The following is a 17,335-nucleotide window of genomic DNA, read 5'->3' as shown; positions in this document are numbered from 1 at the left end:
TACAGCCCATATCGGTGAATAATCCAGACAAAAGCAAAACATTATTGCCATACAGGGATAATCATCCATGTCCGATAATCGCTGGGAAGGTATCGACGAGTTCGTGGCCGTCGCCGAATGCAGCCAATTCACCGCTGCCGCCGAGCGCCTGGGGGTTTCTTCCTCCCACATCAGTCGACAAATCGTACGCCTGGAAGAACGCCTGCAAACCCGCCTGCTCTATCGCAGTACCCGCCGGGTCACGCTGACCGAGGCTGGACACACTTTCCTGCAACATTGCCAACGCTTGCAGGATGGCCGCGAAGAAGCGCTGCGGGCGGTGGGCGACCTGACCAGCGAACCCAAAGGCATGCTGCGTATGACCTGCGCCGTTGCTTACGGCGAACGCTTCATCGTGCCTTTGGTGACGCGCTTCATGGGGCTGTATCCACAGCTGCGGATCGACATTGAATTGAGCAATCGCCAACTCGATCTGGTGCATGAAGGCCTGGATCTGGCGATCCGCCTGGGGCGCCTGCAGGATTCGCGACTGGTCGCTACCCGCCTGGCACCCCGCCGCATGTTTCTATGCGCATCACCGTCTTACCTGGAACGTTATGGGCGCCCTCACAGCTTGTCGGAATTGAGCCGTCATAACTGCCTCATCGGCAGCTCTGATCTCTGGCAACTGGAACAGAACGGGCGGGAATTTTCGCAACGCGTCCAGGGAAACTGGCGTTGCAACAGTGGGCAGGCCGTATTGGACGCGGCGCTGCAAGGCGTCGGATTGTGCCAGTTGCCGGATTACTACGTGCTTGAGCACCTGAAAAGCGGTGCATTGATTTCACTGCTGGAGGCACATCAACCGCCGAACACGGCCGTTTGGGCGTTGTATCCACAGCAGCGGCATCTATCGCCGAAGGTGCGCAAACTGGTGGATTATCTGAAGGAAGGGTTGGCCGAGCAGCCGGAGTATCAGTGCTAGTGGTTTGCCGGTGTTGTCAGTGAGATGTTGGCTGACTGGGCTGGCGCTTTCGCGAGCAGGCTCGCTCCCACAGGGGACATTTGGCAGCGCAAAACAACTGTGGGAGCGAGCCTGCTCGCGAAAGCCATCTGATAGACAGCACAGCCATCAGCGGCGGTGAGCCCAGCGCTGTCTTAGCCATTCAAGATCCTCAGGGCGAGTGACCTTGAGATTGTCCGATCGCCCCTCGATCAGGCGCGGCGCTTGACCCGCCCACTCCATGGCCGACGCTTCATCAGTGATGACGACGTCAGCCACCAGGCTGTCCGCCAACGCCCGATGTAACGCACCCAGGCGAAACATCTGCGGCGTGTAGGCCTGCCAGATTACGCTGCGGTCCACGGTTTCGACGACACGACCGTGTTTGTCGACGCGCTTGAGCGTATCCCGTGCGGGCACCGCGAGCAGCCCACCCACCGGATCATCCGCCAGCTCAGCCAGCAGGTTATCCAGATCGTCACGACCCAGATTCGGTCGCGCGGCATCGTGAACCAGCACCCAGTCTTCATCGCCAGCGCCTTGCGCGTGCAAATGCAACAGCGCGTTCAGCACCGACCCGGAACGCTCGGCACCACCTTCGACCCGGGCAATGCGCGGATCGCTGGCACAGGCCAGGTTCGGCCAGTAAGGATCATCAACAGCAAGACTGACCACCACGCCTTTGAGGCAAGGGTGATCAAGGAAACAGCCGAGGCTGTGTTCGAGAATTGTGCGCCCGCCCAGTTGCAGGTACTGCTTGGGACGGTCCGCGGCCATACGGGCTCCGACGCCCGCGGCAGGAATCACGGCCCAGAAGGCCGGTAGCGAGAGGTTCATTGCGCCAACTGGTAAAGGGTTTCACCGTCCTTGACCATGCCCAACTCATGGCGAGCCCGCTCTTCAACGGTCTCCATGCCCTTTTTCAACTCACTGACTTCAGCGTCCATCACCCGATTGCGCTCCAGCAACGCCTCGTTCTCAGCTTGCTGATCCGCAATCTGCTGAGTCAGCTCGGCCACTTGCGCCAGACTGCCATTACCCACCCACAGGCGGTACTGCAGGCCAGCCAGCAGCAGGAGCAAGACGAGGAACAACCAATTGGGACTGCGCATCGAATATCAGGTATCCAGTGAAAAAAGACAGCCATACCAAAACATGAAGCTACTGATAGCACGAAGCCTGGAAGAACCAGGCTTGTGCTTATAAGGCATCAGATTAGTGGCAAAAGCGTCGCTTCAGCGATTTTTTCGACACAATCCGGTGTCTTTTTTATCAGCTAACGATCAACCGCGGAATTCGCCGCGACCGTTGTACTTGGCTTTGCCGTTCAACTGCTCTTCGATACGCAGCAGTTGGTTGTACTTGGAAACGCGATCGGAACGGCACAGGGAACCGGTCTTGATCTGGCCAGCCGAGGTGCCCACGGCCAGGTCGGCAATGGTCGAATCTTCGGTTTCGCCGGAGCGGTGCGAGATCACGGCGGTGTAACCAGCGGCCTTGGCCATCTGGATGGCTTCCAGGGTTTCGGTCAGGGTGCCGATCTGGTTGAACTTGATCAGGATCGAGTTGGCGATCTTTTTGTCGATGCCTTCTTTCAGGATCTTGGTGTTGGTCACGAACAGGTCGTCGCCCACCAGCTGGGTTTTCTCGCCGATCTTGTCGGTGAGGATTTTCCAGCCAGCCCAGTCGGACTCGTCCAGGCCGTCTTCGATGGAGATGATCGGGTAACGCTCGGTCAGACCTTTCAGGTAATCGGCGAAACCTTCAGCAGTGAACACCTGGCCTTCGCCGGACAGGTTGTACTTGCCGTCTTCGTAGAACTCGCTCGCCGCGCAGTCCAGTGCCAGGGTCACGTCGGTGCCCAGCTTGTAACCAGCGTTGGCCACCGCTTCGGAGATCACTTTCAGTGCATCTTCGTTGGACGCCAGGTTAGGTGCGAAACCACCTTCGTCACCAACAGCAGTGCTCAGGCCACGGGCCTTCAGTACGGCTTTGAGGTGATGGAAAATTTCGGTGCCCATGCGCAGGCCTTCCGAGAAAGACTTGGCGCCAACCGGCTGAACCATGAATTCCTGGATGTCGACGTTGTTGTCAGCGTGCTCGCCACCGTTGATGATGTTCATCATCGGAACCGGCATCGAGTAAACACCCGGGGTACCGTTCAGGTTGGCGATGTGAGCGTACAACGGCAGGTCCTGGTCCTGTGCTGCAGCCTTGGCCGCAGCCAGGGACACGGCGAGGATGGCGTTGGCACCCAGGGAACCTTTGTTTTCAGTACCGTCCAGCTTGATCATCGCCAGATCCAGCGCTTTCTGGTCGCTTGGATCTGTACCTTTCAACAGGTCGCGGATCGGACCGTTGATGTTGGCAACGGCTTTGAGCACGCCCTTGCCCAGGTAACGGCTCTTGTCGCCATCACGCAGCTCGAGCGCTTCACGCGAGCCAGTGGAAGCACCGGACGGCGCGCAGGCGCTGCCGATGATGCCGTTATCGAGAAGCACATCCGCTTCCACGGTGGGATTGCCACGGGAGTCGAGAACTTCACGACCTTTGATGTCGACGATTTTAGCCATTGTTGTAAACACTCCAAAGTTGACGAAAACGACGCAGCTAGAGGAAATCTTGTATCGCCGGCAAGTGGATTGCAGCGGGCAGACTTGCGGGCGATAAGGCTCAAGCCCGAGGGCCTGAGCGTTTAATCGTGCGGTACTTTACCGGAGAAATGAGGATTACGCGGTTTCTACCGTCGGAAAACTCTTAACCAGTTCGTCCAGCGCTTTGAGCTGGGCCAGGAATGGCTCCAGTTTGTCCAGACGCAGGGCGCAAGGGCCGTCGCATTTGGCGTTGTCCGGGTCCGGGTGGGCTTCGAGGAACAGGCCGGCCAGGGACTGGCTCATGCCGGCTTTCGCCAGATCGAGGACCTGGGCGCGACGACCGCCGGCGGAATCAGCGCGACCGCCCGGCATTTGCAGGGCGTGGGTCACGTCGAAGAACACCGGGTATTCGAACTGCTTCATGATGCCGAAGCCGAGCATGTCGACGACCAGGTTGTTGTAGCCGAAGCTCGAACCACGTTCGCAGAGGATCAACTGATCGTTACCCGCCTCCACGCACTTGTTCAGGATGTGTTTCATTTCCTGAGGTGCGAGGAACTGGGCTTTCTTGATGTTGATCACCGCGCCGGTCTTGGCCATCGCGACCACCAGGTCGGTCTGGCGCGACAGGAAGGCCGGCAACTGGATGATGTCGCAGACTTCAGCGACGACCGCTGCCTGTTCAGGCTCGTGGACGTCGGTGATGATCGGCACGCCGAAGGCTTGCTTGATGTCCTGGAAAATCCGCATGCCCTCTTCCAGGCCTGGGCCACGGTAGGAGGTCACGGAGGAACGGTTGGCCTTGTCGAAGCTGGCCTTGAACACGTAAGGGATACCCAGTTTCTGGGTAACCTTCACGTACTCTTCGCAGACCTGCATCGCCATGTCGCGGCTTTCCAGCACGTTCATGCCACCGAACAGCACCATTGGCTTGTCGTTGGCAATCTCGATATCGCCTACGCGGATGATCTTCTGCGCCATAAGGTTCAAGCCTTCTTCTGGTGTTGAGCCAAAGCTGCTTTAACGAAACCGCTGAACAACGGGTGGCCGTCGCGTGGTGTCGAGGTGAACTCCGGGTGGAACTGGCAAGCCACGAACCATGGGTGATCCGGCGCTTCTACCACTTCGACCAGCGCGCCATCACCGGAGCGACCGGAAATTTTCAGGCCGGCTTCCATGATTTGCGGCAGCAGGTTGTTGTTCACTTCGTAGCGATGACGGTGACGCTCGACGATTACGTCCTTGCCGTAGCAATCGTGCACCTTGGAGCCGGCTTCAAGCAGGCATTCCTGAGCGCCGAGACGCATGGTGCCGCCCAGGTCCGATGCTTCGGTACGGATTTCGACGGCGCCGGTGGCATCTTCCCACTCGGTGATCAGACCCACGACCGGGTGACCGCTTGCACGATCGAACTCGGTGGAGTTGGCATCTTTCCAGCCCATGACGTTACGAGCGAACTCGATCACCGCCACTTGCATGCCCAGGCAGATGCCCAGGTATGGAACCTTGTTTTCGCGAGCGTATTGAACGGCAGTGATCTTGCCTTCCACGCCACGCAGACCGAAGCCGCCAGGGACCAGGATCGCGTCGACGCCTTCCAGCAGCGCGGTGCCCTGGTTTTCGATGTCTTCGGAATCGATGTAGCGCAGGTTGACCTTGGTACGGTTACTAATGCCGGCGTGACTCATCGCTTCGATCAGCGACTTGTAGGCGTCCAGCAATTCCATGTACTTGCCGACCATGGCGATGGTGACTTCGTGCTCAGGGTTGAGCTTGGCATCGACGACCTTGTCCCACTCGGACAGATCGGCGCCGCCACATTGCAGGCCGAAACGCTCGACGACGAAATCGTCGAGACCCTGGGCGTGCAGGATGCCCGGGATCTTGTAGATGGTGTCGGCGTCTTCCAGGCCGATGACCGCACGCTCTTCAACGTTGGTGAATTGCGCGATCTTGCGACGGGAAGAGACATCGATCGGGTGATCGGAGCGGCAGACCAGCACGTCTGGTTGCAGGCCGATGGAGCGCAGCTCCTTGACCGAGTGCTGGGTTGGCTTGGTTTTGGTTTCGCCGGCAGTGGCGATGTACGGCACCAGCGTCAGGTGCATCAGCATCGCGCGCTTGGCGCCGACTTCGAAACGCAGCTGGCGGATGGCTTCGAGGAACGGTTGGGATTCGATGTCACCCACGGTGCCACCGATCTCGACCATCGCCACGTCGGCATCGCCGGCGCCCTTGATGATGCGGCGCTTGATTTCGTCGGTGATGTGCGGGATCACCTGAATGGTGGCGCCCAGGTAATCACCACGGCGCTCTTTGCGCAGCACGTGTTCATAGACACGGCCGGTGGTGAAGTTGTTGTTCTGGGTCATGGTCGTGCGGATGAACCGCTCGTAATGGCCCAGGTCCAGGTCGGTCTCGGCGCCGTCGTGGGTGACGAACACTTCACCGTGCTGGAACGGGCTCATGGTGCCCGGGTCGACGTTGATGTACGGGTCCAGCTTCAGCATGGTGACCTTAAGTCCCCGCGCCTCCAGGATGGCCGCCAATGATGCCGATGCAATGCCTTTCCCCAATGAAGAAACAACACCGCCCGTGACGAATATGTAGCGCGTCATGAAAAACCCTAGAAGTCTGCGTTAAAGCGGTCCGAGCCGCCGGGGAAAGCGAAGGAAGGCCGAAGCCCCCGATCACCTGCATTAATCACAGTGCACCTTTCAAAAAAACCGCCGCGTTGGGACAGACCGGGAGATGAAACACCGGTACGTTGCTCGCTACACATTTTTTGGAATCGCCCAGCAAAGACTGCTTGGTAATCGGCAACTCCTGCAATTCAGGCGAATCCACAGAAGTTGTATCAAGAAGGGAGCGTAGTCTACCGGAAAGCCCCTTTCAGCTCAAACCTTGATCTTCGCCCGGCGGTTGCCAGTGCAAATTCCATTCACCTGCCGCATCGCCATTGAGCCCAGGAAGATTAGCCACCGCCAACAACTGCTCGCCCTTGAACAGCAGCGGCAATCTGCCGCGCACGAACAGCGGCACGCCACGTTCGTTGAGCAAACGCTTCAAATCACGATGCCCGCGACCCGGCAAATCCATCACCTCTCCCCCCTCACGATAGCGGATCTGCAAAGGGCCATCGGGAATTTGCCCGGTGAGCGTGACAACGCCATTGCCAGGCAACGCCAGCGGCAGCGAGGGCTCAGGCCATGCGCCGGAAAGGAACGAAGGACGTAGCCAGCTACCGGACAACCACCAGATCCGCCCACCGGCCCGGTGCAATTCGCCATCCGCCAGCCGCCAGATCGGCCGGGCATCGCCGGTCGCATCGCGCAGATCCTCCCAACCCGACCAATGGTCGCTATCGGGGAGCCGTGTCAGCGGCTCAAGCCAGTGACTCAGTACATTGCGCTGCCGCGCGGTGGAGAGATCTTCCAGTGGCGCAAGCTCCAGCGAAGGCACACGCAGCCAATCGAATTCACTGACGGTACGTGCCTGGCTCAAGTCGATCTGTGCCAGCTCATCCAGCAGCCCCTGCGCCTCACTCAAGTGCGCAGCGCTGCGGGCCATGGTTGTCATTGCCTGCGGCCAACGCGAGATCAACACCGGGAACACCTGGTGACGCAGATAATTGCGCGAGAATTGTCGATCCTGATTGGAGGGATCCTCGATCCAGCTCAGCTGATGCTCGGCCGCATAAGCTTCCAGCTCCATGCGGGAAACGTCGAGCAAGGGCCGCAGCAAATGCCCTTCACCCAACGGGCGCTGCTGCGGCATGCCTGACAAGCCCCTCACCCCGGCGCCCCGCAACAAGCGAAACAGCAGGGTTTCCGCCTGATCGTCCCGATGCTGAGCGGTCAACAGCACTTCGTTGGCGTGAGTAACATCATTGAACGCCGCATAACGCGCATCCCGAGCCGCACGCTCAAGGCTGGCACCGGACTGAACTTGAACGCGCACAACCTCTAGCTGCACACCCAGCCCATCACAGACCGATTGGCAGTGCTCCGGCCACGCGTCGGCCGCAGCCTGAAGGCCGTGATGGATATGGATGGCGCTCAGCGCCGGCAGGGATTCGGTTTTTGCGAGGTGTGCAAGCAGGTGCAGCAGGACGGTGGAATCAAGCCCACCGGAGAAGGCGATGCGCCAGGTTGTGGCGTTGCGCCAAGAGGCAAGGTTTAGCAGGAGCCGGAGTGGCAGATCAATCTTCGAAGGATTCATAGGTCGATCGCTTCACATAGACCCCATGTGGGAGCGAGCCTGCTCGCGAAGGCTGCTTAACTTTCAACATCTCTGTTGATTGTTATACCGCTTTCGCGAGCAGGCTCGCTCCCACATTGGTTTTGCATCATTTCACAAGCGTGGTCAGATCAGAGACCGTAGCTCATCAGGCGCTCGTAACGACGGTCCAGCAGTGCCTTGTGGTCCAGCTTCTTCAGCATCGCCAGCTGCGAGCTCAGCTCGGCACGGATCGAGGCAGCCGCAGCGGCCGGATCACGGTGCGCGCCGCCCAATGGCTCGTTGATCACCTTGTCCACGATGCCCAGGCCTTTCAGGCGTTCAGCCGTGATGCCCATGGCTTCAGCGGCGTCCGGTGCCTTCTCGGCGGTTTTCCACAGAATCGAAGCGCAACCTTCCGGCGAGATCACCGCGTAGGTCGAGTACTGCAGCATGTTCAGTTGATCGCAAACGCCGATCGCCAGCGCACCACCAGAACCACCCTCACCGATCACGGTGGCGATGATTGGGGTTTTCAGGCGAGCCATGACGCGCAGGTTCCAGGCGATCGCTTCGCTCTGGTTACGCTCTTCGGCATCGATACCAGGGTATGCACCCGGCGTGTCGATGAAGGTCAGGATCGGCATTTTGAAGCGTTCGGCCATTTCCATCAGGCGACAGGCCTTGCGGTAGCCTTCCGGACGCGGCATGCCGAAGTTGCGACGAACCTTCTCGCGCACTTCACGGCCTTTCTGGTGACCGATCACCATGACTGGCTGGTCGTCAAGACGGGCAATACCGCCAACGATGGCAGCGTCGTCGGAGAAGTGACGGTCACCATGCAATTCGTCGAACTCGGTGAAGATATGTTCGATGTAGTCCAGGGTGTATGGACGTTTCGGGTGACGCGCCAGACGCGCGATCTGCCAACTGGTCAGCTTGCCGAAGATGTCTTCGGTCAGCGTGCTGCTTTTGTCCTGCAGGCGGGAGATCTCATCGCCGATATTCAGCGAATTGTCATTACCGACCAAGCGCAACTCTTCGATCTTGGCTTGCAGGTCGGCGATCGGCTGTTCGAAATCTAGAAAATTCGGGTTCATAGGCGTCCGTCTTGGGTCGACATCCAAGGGAGCTTGGGCCGGCCGGTTGTCTATTCGCGCCCTACCTTAAGGGAGAGGCGCGTTCAGGTCGAGATTAAAAATGTGGTCACAAATGAGGAAGCGTAATGCCACCTCACCGTTAACGGTATTGGAGGAAGACGTTGTCTCGCCCGAACTGGTCACGCAGGGCTTGAATCAACGCATCCGCCGGATCAATTCGCCAGCCTTCGCCGAACTGCAACAAGGCCTTCGCATCGGGGCTGGTGTACTCCATGGTAATCGGGCACGCACCGCGGTGACGCTTGAACAAGTCGCCCAACCAGCGTAGCTGATCGCCCTTGAGGTCCTGGGTCTGGACCTTCAGGCGCAGGCTTTCGGCCAGGTTGGTGCGTGCATCTTCCATGCTCATCACCCGCTTGACCCGCAACCTCAGGCCACCCGAGAAGTCGTCGTTGCTGACTTCGCCTTCGACCACCACCATCGCATCGGTCTGCAACAGTGCCTGCGCGGAGTGGAACGCATCGGCAAACAGCGACGCTTCGATCCGGCCCGAGCGATCGTCGAGGGTGATGAAACCCATCTTGTCGCCCTTTTTGTTCTTCATCACACGCAGGGCAATGATCATGCCCGCCACGGTCTGGGTATCACGCGCAGGTTTCAGGTCGATGATGCGCTGACGGGCAAAACGACGGATCTCACCTTCGTATTCGTCAATCGGGTGCCCGGTCAGGTACAGGCCCAGGGTGTCTTTCTCCCCTTTCAGACGCTCCTTGAGCGTCAACTCCCTGGCCTTGCGGTGATTGGCGTAAACGTCGGCATCTTCCTCAACGAACAAACCGCCGAACAGGTCGGCATGGCCGCTGTCATGGGTACGGGCGGTTTGCTCGGCGGCCTTGATCGCCTCTTCCATCGCTGCCAGCAGGACTGCACGATTGCGATCGATGTTGGCCTGATAGGCCTTCGGCTCGTCGTGGAAGTACGGCCCCAGGCGATCCAGTGCACCGCTGCGGATCAAGCCATCGAGGGTACGTTTGTTGATACGCTTGAGGTCGACCCGGGCGCAGAAATCGAACAGATCCTTGAACGGACCGTCCTGACGCGCCTCGGTGATCGCCTCCACCGGCCCCTCGCCAACCCCCTTGATCGCCCCCAGCCCGTAAATGATCCGGCCTTCGTCGTTCACCGTGAACTTGAACTCCGACGTGTTCACGTCCGGCGCGTCGAGGCGCAACTTCATGGTCCGCACTTCTTCGATCAAGGTCACGACCTTGTCGGTGTTGTGCATATCCGCCGAGAGTACCGCCGCCATGAAAGGCGCCGGGTAGTGCGTTTTCAGCCATGCGGTCTGGTATGACACCAGGCCGTAGGCAGCGGAGTGGGATTTGTTGAAGCCGTAACCGGCGAATTTTTCCACCAGGTCGAAAATGTTACCGGCCAGGTCGGCGTCGATGTTGTTGGTGGCGCAACCCTCAATGAAACCGCCGCGCTGCTTGGCCATTTCTTCGGGTTTTTTCTTACCCATGGCCCGGCGCAGCATGTCCGCACCACCCAGGGTGTAGCCAGCCATGACCTGGGCAATCTGCATCACCTGTTCCTGATACAGGATGATGCCGTAAGTCGGTGCCAATACCGGTTTGAGGCCTTCGTACTGGTAGTCCGAGTGTGGGTATGCCAGTTCGGCGCGACCGTGCTTACGGTTGATGAAGTCGTCCACCATGCCCGATTGCAGCGGGCCGGGACGGAACAGTGCCACCAGTGCGATCAGGTCTTCCAGGCAGTCGGGCTTGAGCTTCTTGATCAGCTCCTTCATGCCACGGGATTCGAGCTGGAACACCGCTGTGGTTTCGGCTTTCTGCAGCAACTCGTAGGTTTTCTTGTCATCGAGCGGGATGAAGTCGATGTTCAAGTCATCCAGGCCTTTCTTGGCCTGTTCGCGGTTGATGGTTTCCATCGCCCACTTGATGATGGTCAGGGTCCGCAAACCGAGGAAGTCGAACTTCACCAGGCCGGCAGCCTCGACGTCGTCCTTGTCGAACTGGGTGACCAGGCCACCGCCCTCTTCATCACAGGCGATCGGCGAAAAGTCCGTGAGCTTGGTCGGGGCGATAACCACGCCACCGGCGTGCTTGCCGGTACCCCGGCAGACACCCTCAAGCTTGCGTGCCATGTCCCAGATTTCCTTGGCGTCTTCGTCGACCTTGAGGAAATCGCGAAGCACCTCTTCCTGTTCGTAGGCCTTCTCCAGGGTCATGCCGACCTCGAAGGGGATCATCTTCGACAGGCGATCGGCCAGACCGTAGGATTTGCCCTGCACCCGCGCCACGTCGCGCACCACTGCCTTGGCGGCCATGGTGCCGAACGTGATGATCTGACTCACCGCGTTGCGACCGTAGGCGTCGGCCACGTACTCGATCACCCGGTCGCGACCGTCCATGCAGAAGTCGACGTCGAAGTCGGGCATGGATACCCGTTCCGGATTGAGGAAACGTTCGAACAGCAGATCATAGGCCAGCGGGTCGAGGTCGGTGATCTTCAGTACGTAGGCGACCAGAGATCCGGCGCCCGACCCCCGGCCGGGGCCCACCGGCACGCCGTTGTTCTTGGCCCACTTGATGAAGTCCATAACGATCAGGAAGTAACCGGGGAACCCCATCTGGATGATGATATCCAGCTCGAACTTCAGGCGATCGAGGTAGACCTGGCGCTTCTCTTCGTAATTGGGGGTCGTGTCTTTCGGCCACAATACGGCCAGACGCTCTTCCAGGCCTTCGTGGGAAACATGGCGCAGGTAGTCGTCAATGCCCATGCCATTGGGCGTAGGAAAATCCGGCAGGAAGTGCTTGCCCAGTTTCACGTCGATGTTGCAGCGCTTGGCAATCTCGACCGTGTTGTCCAGTGCCTCGGGGATATCGCTGAACAGCTCGGCCATTTCCTCGGCGCTTTTGAGGTATTGCTGATCGCTGTAATTCTTCGAACGCCGCGGATCGTCAAGGGCCCGCCCCTCACCGATGCAGACGCGGGTTTCGTGGGCCTCGAAGTCTTCCTGCTTGAGGAAACGCACATCGTTGGTGGCGACCAGCGGCGCACCGATCTTCTCGGCCAGGGCTACGGCGCCATGCAATTGCTCTTCATCGTTAGGGCGGTTGGTACGCTGGATTTCCAGATAGAAACGCTCTGGAAACACCGCCATCCACTCACGCGCCAGAGTTTCGGCTTCATCCGGGTTGCCGCTGAGCATGGCTTGGCCGATCTCGCCCTCTTTCGCCGCCGAGAGCATGATCAAGCCTTCGTTGGCTTCGGCCACCCACTCGCGCTCGACGATGACCGAGCCATTGCGCTGCCCATCGATGAAACCGCGGGAAATCAACTCGGTGAGGTTGCGATAACCCACCGGGTTCATGACCAGCAGGCTGATCCGGCTCAGCGGGTTATCCGGATCCTTGTTCGACAGCCACAGGTCGGCGCCGCAGATCGGCTTGATCCCGGCACCCATGGCGTTTTTATAGAATTTGACCAGGGAACACATGTTGTTCTGATCGGTGACCGCTACGGCAGGCATATTCATGCCGACCAGGGTCTTGACCAGCGGTTTGATCCGCACCAGACCGTCGACCAGGGAGTATTCAGTGTGCAGGCGTAGGTGAACGAATGAAGCCGGCATAGTGATCCTGTCTAGAAACTAGAGACGTGAAAGCAACAAGGCCCGGATTGTACCGGGCCTTGGTAAAAAAAATCAGCCTTGCGACTAACTCTCCGCGAGGCTTTCCCGAGCCTCATACGCCAGACGCACCGGAGCGAAGGAGCGCCGGTGAATCGGGGTCGGGCCAAGGCGGGTAAGCGCTTCCAGATGAACGGGCGTGGGATAGCCTTTATGGCCACCGATGCCGTAGCCCGGGTAAATCAGCTCGAACGCCGCCATTTCACGGTCGCGACTGACCTTGGCCAGAATAGAGGCTGCCGCAATAGCCGGGACCTTGCTATCACCTTTGACTACGGCTTCGGCGCGCATCGGCAATTTCGGGCAACGGTTACCGTCGATCATCGCCAGCTTCGGCTGGATGTGCAGCCCGGCCACGGCGCGCTGCATGGCCAGCATGGTGGCGTGCAGGATATTCAGCTCGTCGATCTCTTCGACTTCTGCGCGGGCAATGCACCAGCTCAGGGCTTTTTCGCAGATTTCGTCGTAGAGCTTTTCGCGGCGGGCCTCGGTGAGTTTTTTCGAGTCGTTCAGACCGAGAATCGGACGCTGCGGATCGAGGATCACCGCTGCGGTCACCACAGCGCCACAGAGCGGGCCACGGCCGACTTCGTCGACACCGGCAACCAAATCTTCCACTTCAGCGACCAAGGTGAAATCCAGCCCCATCTGCATGCTTGTTTTACTCATTGTACTTGGCCGACCAGGTTCAATACCGCATCGGCCGCTTGATTGGAGGCATCGAGACGCAGGGTACGGTGGATTTCGTCGAAACCGCGAGTTTGCTCCTGCCCCCCCTCGATCAGCGGCGACAGGGTCTGGGCCAGAGCCTCGACCGTCGCGTCATCCTGAAGGAGTTCGGGGACCAGCAGGCGCTGGGCCAGCAGGTTCGGCAATGACACGTAGGGGCTTTTCACCATGCGCTTGAGAATCCAGAACGTCAGCGGTGCCAAGCGATAGGCGACCACCATGGGCCGCTTGTACAACAAGGCTTCCAGCGTTGCGGTACCAGATGCAATCAGCACGGCGTCGCAAGCCGCCAGGGCCAGATGGGACTTGCCATCAAGCAATGTCAGCGGCAGATCCCGGCCGGCCAACAGCTCTTCAAGCTGCGCCCGGCGCTGTGGGTTGGCACAAGGCACTACAAACCGCACACCGGGGCGCAGTGCCCGTAGGCGCTGGGCCGTATCGAGAAACAACGCACCGAGACGGCCGACTTCGCCGCCACGACTACCGGGCATCAGCGCAACCAACGGTCCGTCAGGCAATCCCAGTTCGGCCCGCGCAGCAGCGCGGTCGGCTTCCAGCGGAATGGCATCGGCCAAGGTATGCCCGACAAACCGCACCGGAACGCCTTTCTCTTCGTAGAATTTCGCTTCGAATGGGAACAGCGTCAGCATCAGGTCGCAACCTTCGCGAATCTTCAGCACACGCTTCTGCCGCCAGGCCCAGACCGAAGGGCTGACGTAATGCACCGTCTTGATCCCGGCCTGACGCAGCTTTAGCTCGATATTGAGGTTGAAGTCCGGAGCATCGATACCGATGAAGACGTCCGGTTTCGCGGCAATCAGGTCTGCCACCAGCTTCTTGCGGCGCGCCAGCAGTTCGCGCAAACGCCCCAGGACTTCCACCAGGCCCATGACCGACAGGCGCTCCATTGGGAAGTAGGAGCTCAAGCCTTCGGCCTGCATCAGCGGACCACCAACACCGATGAATTCGACCGCCGGATGGCGGGCCTTGAGCGCGCGCATGAGACCCGCGCCGAGAATGTCGCCGGAAGCCTCACCCGCCACCAGCGCAATACGCAGATTGGCCATGATTAGCGGGTGATGCCGCGGGTCGAAGACTGGATGGAGTCACGGAACACTGCGACTTCCGGGAACTGCGCCGAGGCTTCGGCCAGTTCGGCGAGCGCCTGCTCAACCGTCAGGCCCTGACGATAAACGACCTTGTAGGCACGACGCAGGGCGTGGATGGCGTCTTCGCTGAAACCGCGACGACGCATGCCTTCGAAGTTCATGCTGCGAGCCTCGGCCGGGTTGCCGAACACCGTGACGTAGGCAGGAACGTCCTTGCCGATGGCAGTCCCCATGCCGGAAAAGCTGTGGGCACCGATATGGCAATACTGGTGAACCAGGGTAAAGCCAGACAGGATGGCCCAGTCCTCCACATGCACGTGACCGGCCAGCGCCGTGTTGTTGACCAGGATGCAGTGATTGCCGATAACGCTGTCGTGACCGATGTGTGCATAGGCCATGATCAGGTTGTGATCACCCAAGGTCGTTTCCGAACGGTCTTGAATGGTCCCACGGTGAATCGTCACGCCTTCGCGAATGACGTTGTGGTCACCAATCACCAGGCGCGTTTCTTCGCCCTTGTATTTCAGATCCGGTGTGTCCTCGCCTACCGAGGAAAACTGGTAGATGCGGTTGTGCTTACCGATTCGGGTCGGGCCTTTGAGAATCACGTGCGGACCGATGACCGTTCCCTCGCCGATTTCCACACCTGCGCCGATGATCGACCAAGGGCCGACCTCGACACCGTCGGCCAGGACGGCCGTCGGATCGATGATTGCGCGAGGGTCAATCAAACTCATAGTTTGCGTTCCGCGCAGATGATTTCAGCAGAGCAGACCGGTTTTCCATCCACCGAGGCCTGGCACTCGAATTTCCAGATCTGACGCTTGCAGCTGATGAACTTCGCTTCAAGGATCAACTGATCACCTGGCAACACTGGCTGGCGGAAGCGCAACTTGTCGGAGCCGACGAAGTAGTAAAGCGTGCCATCGGCGGGCTTCACGTCGAGCATCTTGAAACCAAGGATGCCGGCAGCCTGAGCCATCGCCTCGATGATCAGCACGCCCGGCATGATTGGATGCGCGGGAAAGTGACCATTGAAGAACGGTTCGTTGATGCTGACATTCTTGTAGGCGCGAATGCGCTTGCCTTCCACATCCAGATCCACGACCCGGTCCACCAGCAGGAACGGGTAACGGTGAGGCAGGTATTCGCGAATCTCGTTGATGTCCATCATTTCGGGGGGAAGCCTATGTAAAGATTGGGAGCGCGCGACTGATGCGCACTCCTCTAGCAAATCAAGGACGCAGTCTAGCGGCTGTGCACACTTGATATGGAAATGGTATCAGCCATCTGATGAAGCATTACCGTCAGGGGTCACTTCCCCTGCCTGCTTTTCCAGCTGTCGCAAACGCCGCGCGATGTCATCGAGCTGACGGATACGTGCCGCGCTTTTGCGCCACTCGGCTGCCGGCTGCATCGCCGTACCGGAAGAATAGGCGCCCGGTTCGGTAATCGAATGGGTCACCATGGTCATCCCGGTGATGAATACGTTGTCGCAAATATCGATATGCCCCACCAGCCCTACGCCACCGGCGAGCATGCAATGCTTGCCGATTTTGGTGCTGCCGGAAATACCCACGCACGCCGCCATGGCGGTGTGATCACCTACCTGAACGTTGTGGGCAATCTGTATCTGGTTGTCGAGCTTCACGCCATTACCAATGATGGTATCGGCCAGTGCGCCACGGTCGATGGCAGTATTCACACCGATTTCCACGTCATCGCCGACCAATACGCCACCAATCTGGGCGATCTTCTGCCAGATACCTTTCTCGTTGGCAAATCCGAAACCTTCGCCGCCAAGCACCGCACCGGATTGAATCACCACCCGCTTGCCGACGCGCACATCGTGATACAGGGTGACGCGCGGCGCGAGCCAGCCACCTTCGCCGATGACACTGCGGGCGCCGATGAAACAGTGCGCGCCGATGGTCGCACCCGCATAAACACGTGCTCCGCTTTCGATGACCACGAAGGCACCGATACTCGCCGCCGGGTCAACCACGGCGTCCGCCGCAATCACCGCCGTCGGGTGTATGCCGGCAGCCGCCTTGGGCTTGGGATCGAACAAGTGAGACACGCGAGCGTAGGCAGCGTAAGGGTCAGGCACCACCAGTGCATTCCCGGAAAAACCTTCGGCGTCAGCGGCCTTGAGCAACAAAGCTGCAGCCTGACTGCCTGCAAGGTACTTTCGGTACTGGGGGTTGGCGAGAAAGCTCAACTGAGTTGGGCCAGCCTCCTGCAAGGTGGCTAGCCCAGTAATTGCTTTCTCCGGGTCGCCACGGAGGGTGGCGCCGAGGAACTCGGCCAATTGGCCGAGCTTAATGGTCGCTGTCATGGATTACTTCAGCTGATTCATGCGCTCGATAACCTGGCGCGTGATGTCGTACTGAGGTTTGACATCAATCACTGCACCACGCTCGAAGACCAGGTCATAAGCACCTTTCTTGATGACTTCTTCCACAGCGCTGTCCAGTTTCGGCTTGAGCTGCTTCAGCATTTCGCGGTCGGCAACGGCTTTGGCTTCGTTCAGCTCCTTGGACTGGAACTGGAAGTCACGAGCCTTTTGCTTGAATTCAAGCTCCAGACGTTCGCGTTCGCCTTGCTGCATTTTGTCGCCACCGGCCATCAGCCGGTCCTGGATACCCTTGGCGCTGCTTTCCAGCGTCTTGAGCTTGGTTAGTTGAGGACCGAACTTCTTCTCGGCATCCACAGCGTATTTCTTGGCCGCATCGGATTCCAGCAACGCCATCTGATAGTTCAGTACGGCAATTTTCATGTCGGCAAATGCCGGGCCTGCTACCAGTACGGAAGCCAGGAGAACCAATTGAGTCAACTTACGCACGATGCACTCCTACAAAATCCATTGTCGTTATCTTGGGTCA

15 protein-coding genes are annotated in these 17,335 nt (G+C 59.1%); 1 reads left to right on the top strand and 14 read right to left on the bottom strand.

Going from position 1 to position 17,335, the window contains the following annotated elements:
- The first annotated feature begins 67 nt into the window (after positions 1-67).
- On the top strand, positions 68-964 hold the full coding sequence (locus HNQ83_RS11190; RefSeq protein WP_175389002.1) for a LysR substrate-binding domain-containing protein: 897 nt from the start codon (positions 68-70) through the stop codon (positions 962-964).
- Positions 965-1,111: 147 nt separating this feature from the next.
- Here HNQ83_RS11190 and ispD read toward each other — a convergent pair whose 3' ends face one another.
- From ispD to HNQ83_RS11120, 14 genes are all read right to left on the bottom strand, one after another.
- The gene (gene ispD / locus HNQ83_RS11185; RefSeq protein ID WP_175389001.1) at positions 1,112-1,819 is read right to left on the bottom strand and encodes a 2-C-methyl-D-erythritol 4-phosphate cytidylyltransferase; all 708 of its coding nucleotides are present in this window, start codon (positions 1,817-1,819) and stop codon (positions 1,112-1,114) included.
- Positions 1,816-2,094: a cell division protein FtsB gene (gene ftsB / locus HNQ83_RS11180; RefSeq protein WP_175389000.1), complete on the bottom strand. Its 279-nt coding sequence runs from the start codon at positions 2,092-2,094 to the stop codon at positions 1,816-1,818. Before ftsB ends, ispD begins: the two co-directional genes overlap by 4 nt.
- A gap of 171 nt (positions 2,095-2,265) precedes the next feature.
- Complete coding sequence (eno, locus tag HNQ83_RS11175) at positions 2,266-3,555, bottom strand: phosphopyruvate hydratase (RefSeq protein WP_095197077.1); 1,290 nt, start codon at positions 3,553-3,555, stop codon at positions 2,266-2,268.
- 156 nt (positions 3,556-3,711) lie between these two features.
- Positions 3,712-4,557 (bottom strand): 3-deoxy-8-phosphooctulonate synthase, encoded by an 846-nt coding sequence (kdsA, locus tag HNQ83_RS11170; protein WP_008057333.1) that lies wholly within the window; start codon positions 4,555-4,557, stop codon positions 3,712-3,714.
- A gap of 5 nt (positions 4,558-4,562) precedes the next feature.
- Positions 4,563-6,194 (bottom strand): CTP synthase, encoded by a 1,632-nt coding sequence (locus tag HNQ83_RS11165; RefSeq protein WP_175388999.1) that lies wholly within the window; start codon positions 6,192-6,194, stop codon positions 4,563-4,565.
- A gap of 274 nt (positions 6,195-6,468) precedes the next feature.
- Positions 6,469-7,797: a tRNA lysidine(34) synthetase TilS gene (gene tilS, locus HNQ83_RS11160; protein WP_175388998.1), complete on the bottom strand. Its 1,329-nt coding sequence runs from the start codon at positions 7,795-7,797 to the stop codon at positions 6,469-6,471.
- Between the two features lie 149 nt (positions 7,798-7,946).
- Positions 7,947-8,894 (bottom strand): acetyl-CoA carboxylase carboxyltransferase subunit alpha, encoded by a 948-nt coding sequence (locus HNQ83_RS11155; protein WP_175388997.1) that lies wholly within the window; start codon positions 8,892-8,894, stop codon positions 7,947-7,949.
- A 139-nt stretch (positions 8,895-9,033) separates the two neighbouring features.
- The gene (gene dnaE / locus HNQ83_RS11150; protein ID WP_175388996.1) at positions 9,034-12,555 is read right to left on the bottom strand and encodes a DNA polymerase III subunit alpha; all 3,522 of its coding nucleotides are present in this window, start codon (positions 12,553-12,555) and stop codon (positions 9,034-9,036) included.
- Between the two features lie 84 nt (positions 12,556-12,639).
- Complete coding sequence (gene rnhB / locus HNQ83_RS11145) at positions 12,640-13,266, bottom strand: ribonuclease HII (protein ID WP_175389048.1); 627 nt, start codon at positions 13,264-13,266, stop codon at positions 12,640-12,642.
- An 11-nt stretch (positions 13,267-13,277) separates the two neighbouring features.
- Entirely contained in the window at positions 13,278-14,408 is a 1,131-nt protein-coding gene (gene lpxB / locus HNQ83_RS11140; RefSeq protein WP_175388995.1) for a lipid-A-disaccharide synthase, read from the bottom strand.
- A 2-nt stretch (positions 14,409-14,410) separates the two neighbouring features.
- Complete coding sequence (gene lpxA, locus HNQ83_RS11135; RefSeq protein WP_175388994.1) at positions 14,411-15,187, bottom strand: acyl-ACP--UDP-N-acetylglucosamine O-acyltransferase; 777 nt, start codon at positions 15,185-15,187, stop codon at positions 14,411-14,413.
- Positions 15,184-15,624, bottom strand: a complete 441-nt coding sequence (gene fabZ, locus HNQ83_RS11130) for a 3-hydroxyacyl-ACP dehydratase FabZ (RefSeq protein WP_007940511.1) — start codon at positions 15,622-15,624, stop codon at positions 15,184-15,186. Before fabZ ends, lpxA begins: the two co-directional genes overlap by 4 nt.
- 108 nt (positions 15,625-15,732) lie before the next feature.
- Positions 15,733-16,788 (bottom strand): UDP-3-O-(3-hydroxymyristoyl)glucosamine N-acyltransferase, encoded by a 1,056-nt coding sequence (gene lpxD, locus HNQ83_RS11125; RefSeq protein ID WP_175388993.1) that lies wholly within the window; start codon positions 16,786-16,788, stop codon positions 15,733-15,735.
- Between the two features lie 3 nt (positions 16,789-16,791).
- Positions 16,792-17,295 carry an OmpH family outer membrane protein gene (locus tag HNQ83_RS11120; RefSeq protein WP_008000031.1) on the bottom strand — a complete coding sequence of 168 codons (504 nt, stop codon included), beginning with the start codon at positions 17,293-17,295 and terminating at the stop codon, positions 16,792-16,794.
- Positions 17,296-17,335: the final 40 nt, after the last annotated feature.

The organism is Pseudomonas sp. C2B4, assembly GCF_013359695.1.
Classification (GTDB): Bacteria; Pseudomonadota; Gammaproteobacteria; order Pseudomonadales; family Pseudomonadaceae; genus Aquipseudomonas.
Note: the sequence above shows the minus strand (reverse complement) of the source record. Positions and strands in the feature narration are given on the sequence as shown.